This is a genomic window from Paenibacillus sp. DMB5 (assembly GCF_001517085.1).
In the GTDB taxonomy this organism is placed as follows: Bacteria; Bacillota; Bacilli; order Paenibacillales; family Paenibacillaceae; genus Paenibacillus_AQ.
This window is the reverse complement of record NZ_LRAC01000038.1, coordinates 1-2,612: the sequence shown is the minus strand read 5'-3', so window position 1 is coordinate 2,612 and position 2,612 is coordinate 1. Positions and strand designations below refer to the sequence as shown.

The 2,612-nt window shown below is 52.9% G+C and carries 4 protein-coding genes; all 4 read right to left on the bottom strand.

The features are described from left to right. Positions 1-448: 448 nt before the first annotated feature. Entirely contained in the window at positions 449-913 is a 465-nt protein-coding gene (locus AWJ19_RS37530) for an HAD hydrolase family protein (protein ID WP_347231090.1), read from the bottom strand. Then, the gene (locus tag AWJ19_RS37525) at positions 886-1,245 is read right to left on the bottom strand and encodes an HAD-IIB family hydrolase (protein WP_347231089.1); all 360 of its coding nucleotides are present in this window, start codon (positions 1,243-1,245) and stop codon (positions 886-888) included. Before AWJ19_RS37525 ends, AWJ19_RS37530 begins: the two co-directional genes overlap by 28 nt. A 122-nt stretch (positions 1,246-1,367) precedes the next feature. Next, positions 1,368-2,138: a pseudouridine synthase gene (locus AWJ19_RS07505; protein ID WP_068722611.1), complete on the bottom strand. Its 771-nt coding sequence runs from the start codon at positions 2,136-2,138 to the stop codon at positions 1,368-1,370. 2 nt (positions 2,139-2,140) lie between these two features. Further along, positions 2,141-2,612 (bottom strand): RsmF rRNA methyltransferase first C-terminal domain-containing protein (locus AWJ19_RS07500; RefSeq protein WP_198536489.1); only part of this gene is annotated, 472 nt, incomplete at its 5' end.

The following is a 2,612-nucleotide window of genomic DNA, read 5'->3' as shown; positions in this document are numbered from 1 at the left end:
ACTTCTCACTTCTCACTTCTCACTTCCCACCTCCCGCCTCCCGCCTCCCGAATCTAGTTGGATTATTGCTACTTAATTTCTCAGTTTTCCGGAATTTCATCTCATTAAGTGGAAAATCGTCATCTAATTTAGACCACAAACCCCTTTTAGCGCAAAATCCGTTTAATTAAGTGCCGTTTTTCCAACTAATATTCTATTATCATTGTTTGGAGAAGTATTAAGTGACGAATTTCCACTTAATCTTTCGATCAGTCCTATTTTATTCGGCCAGATCCAGATCAGATAATCCTTATCCAGTACAAATTCATCCGTCACCAGTCCGTCCATTCCCATCTAAACACCACACTTCCTCCCGCCACCCCAGCCAAACTCAAAAAAAGCATAAACCAACGCCGAACGGCACTGGTTTATGCTTGGGAAGATTATAATTCAATTATGGCCAGAGTGGCTAGAGGCAATATTTCACAAGTGCATCCCGTACGCCATGCTCGTTATTCGTACCTGTAATAGCATCGGCGGCCGCTTTTACCTCAAGCGGAGCATTATCTACGGCAACGCCCAGGCCGGCATAGGTCAGCATGGAAATATCATTGTAATAGTTACCGATAGCCATTACATCCTCCTGCGCGATACCGAGTCTTGCGGCAAGATTCTTGAGCGCATTGCCCTTTGAAGCTTCATGATGCATGAAATCGGCAAAAAACTCGCCGCTGCGCAGCATATTATACTGCTGGGTCCAGGTGCCCCATTCCCGCATGGCCTCATCCAGTACCGCAGACTTGGTGAACACTGTAAATTTGACAATCGGCTCGCGGAATTCCTCCCACGCCGGCAGGGAGGCCGGCATGATCCGGAAGTGCTCATACATATAGTTGGCTTCCTTGGTCAGGTTCTCCACGTTGTCCACATACATTTCGAAGGCTGTGCTGACGTCAAAATGGATGTCATGCTTCCGGCAGTATTCGATATACGGATCGAGCCGCGGCCGTCCATCCCGTATTGATCAAGCACCTTGCGGTCACTGACCGATACCGTCGCCCCGCCGTTGTGTCCAAGGACATACCCCTCAAGCCCCAGCTCCTCCATAAAAGGAATCGAATTCTGCGGGCTGCGGCCGGTGCACAATACGATTTGGCCCCCCTGGCGCGTAACCTCGGCAATGGCTTCTTTATTTTCGTCACTTAGCTTATGGTCATCATTCAAGAGGGTTCCGTCAACGTCCAGCGCAATCAGCTTGTATTTCATACCCCACCATCCTTGTCTGTCTATTTCTATCCGGCTGTATTAAGCAAGCTTACCAAACTCAGGTCAATGAAGACCCGTAATTATATTAAGCATATATAAAATCGGCCCGGACGCTTAAGCCATCACTCCGCAGATTCTCCAGCACCGCCGGTTAACAGCGTTAGCTCTGCATCGGTCAGCTCTCTGCAGGCCCCCAGCGGCAGGCTCTCATCCAGCTTCAGCTCGCCCATCGAGACCCGCTTTAGAAAGGTCACTTTTTTGCCGACAGCGATAAACATCCGTTTTACCTGATGGAACTTGCCTTCTGTAATCGTAAGTGAAATGTACGAGACGGTCTTGCTTCCTCGCTCGCGGCTAAGAATGCTCAGCTGTGCAGGCAGGGTCACATAACCGTCCTCCAGCTCAACCCCTTTGGCAAAAGCCTCCACATCCGCTGCATCTACGTCCCCTTCTACTGTAGCTTCATAAGTCTTGGGCACATGCTTGCGCGGGGAGAGCAGCTCATGAGCCAGCTTGCCGTCATTGGTGAGCAGCAGAAGCCCAACCGTATCCTTATCCAGCCGGCCGACCGGAAAAGGCTCGAACAGGGCATGCTCCGGCTTCAGCAGATCCAGAACCGTCCGGTCCCGTTTATCCTCTGTAGCTGATAGGACACCGGCCGGTTTGTTCATCATCAGATAAACAAATTCACGGTAGCGGACAACCTCACCGCCCACCTCAATTAAGTCTTTATAAGGATCTACATGAAAGCCGCTGTCTTTAACGACAGTGCCGTTCACGGTAATCAGGCCCTGCTTGGCCTGCTTGCGGATATCACTGCGCGAGCCGATGCCCATATGGGACAGCACTTTATCAATGCGCTGCTTCTTGCCGGCATTTCCTGATGCGCTCATGCTTAGGTCCACCTCCATCCTGCGGGATATTCATTCTTCAGCATACCATCCTGCCATTTGCCCCATCCTGCGCTGAATCCGTCGATGCAGACCAGTACATATCCTTTGGGGGTGCTGCCAGGCTGCACAGCCAGCCGCTGCTCGGGAACAGCCAGTGTCTCGCCTTTCAGATAGGACACGGCTTCACCGTTTGCGCTGTCAAGTGACAGGCTGCGGCTGCTCTCAGACGGCCTCAGCGCCGTCGCCAGCGGATGGCCGGGAATGAACCGGCCGCTGCGCAGCTGGCCCATATACCAGCCCGGACGGATAGTCTTTAATCCGTCCAGGGCTGAGGAAGGCAGCGGCGAGACATACAGATGCTCGCCGAACAGCACCGGGAAGCCGGCCGGCTGCCAGCCGAGCTGCTCCCGGCAGAACCCGGCGAACGCGGCCAATGCCGCTTCCTCGCCGGAGCCCTGCGGCCGCTGCCCTCGC